General features: G+C 67.0%; 1 pseudogene. It reads right to left on the bottom strand.

Annotation, left to right across the window (positions count from 1 at the left end):
- Nucleotides 1-300 (bottom strand): annotated as a pseudogene (locus EN857_RS34060) (tripartite tricarboxylate transporter substrate-binding protein); the annotation flags it as partial.

The raw sequence follows: 300 nt of genomic DNA, 5'->3' as shown, positions 1-300 counted from the left end.
GGTCCGAACCGCCGGCCGAGCCTCCGGCCACCGGAACCTGGGTCGGATCGGCCTTGAGCGCGGCGACGAAGTTGGCGGCGGTCTTGAACGGCGACGCCGCCGGCACCACCAGCGCTTCGAACTCGCCGGTGAGGCGGGCGATCGGGATCACCTCTGTCAGGTTGTTGGCCGACTTGTTGGCGATGATGGCTCCGACCATGACCATGCCGGCCACCATCAGCGAATTGGCCTTGCCATTCCACTGGTTGACGAATTGCGGCAGGCCGACCGTGCCGCCGGCACCGCCGACATTGGTGATCT

It is taken from the genome of Mesorhizobium sp. M4B.F.Ca.ET.214.01.1.1 (assembly GCF_004791545.1).
GTDB classification, from domain to species: Bacteria; Pseudomonadota; Alphaproteobacteria; order Rhizobiales; family Rhizobiaceae; genus Mesorhizobium; species Mesorhizobium abyssinicae.
The sequence above is the reverse complement of the archived record's forward strand: the minus strand, read 5'-3'. Positions and strand labels throughout refer to the sequence as shown.